General features: G+C 41.5%; 1 pseudogene. It reads right to left on the bottom strand.

The annotated features are described in order from the left end of the window. Positions 1-460: pseudogene (locus tag HMPREF3112_RS11870) on the bottom strand (hypothetical protein); the annotation flags it as partial.

The raw sequence follows: 460 nt of genomic DNA, 5'->3' as shown, positions 1-460 counted from the left end.
TCAGAGAGTGCATCAGTAAGCGAATCACAATCTGCTTCAACGTCAGAGTCAGTGTCAGTAAGTGAATCAATCTCAGAATCACAGTCTGTATCTAATTCCAAATCCGCTTCAGAAAGTGCATTAGTGTCTGAGTCACAGTCAGTCTCAAACTCCGAGTCAGCGTCAGTAAGTGAGTCAATTTCAGCATCACAATCGGTTTCTAACTCTGAAAGTGCCTCAGTAAGTGCTTCAATCTCAGAGTCACAGTCTGTGTCTAATTCAGAATCAGCATCAGAAAGTGAATCAGTTTCTGAATCACAATCAGTATCCAATTCCGAGTCATCTTCCGAGAGTGCGTCAGTTTCTGAATCACAATCAGTATCCAATTCCGAATCAGCTTCATTAAGTGCGTCAATTTCTGAGTCACAATCAGTTTCTAACTCAGAATCAGCGTCAGTAAGTGCGTCAATTTCAGAATCAC

Origin of the sequence: Streptococcus sp. HMSC10E12 (assembly GCF_001807855.1) — a bacterium.
In the GTDB taxonomy this organism is placed as follows: Bacteria; Bacillota; Bacilli; order Lactobacillales; family Streptococcaceae; genus Streptococcus; species Streptococcus salivarius.
This window is presented reverse-complemented; position numbering and strand designations above follow the sequence as displayed.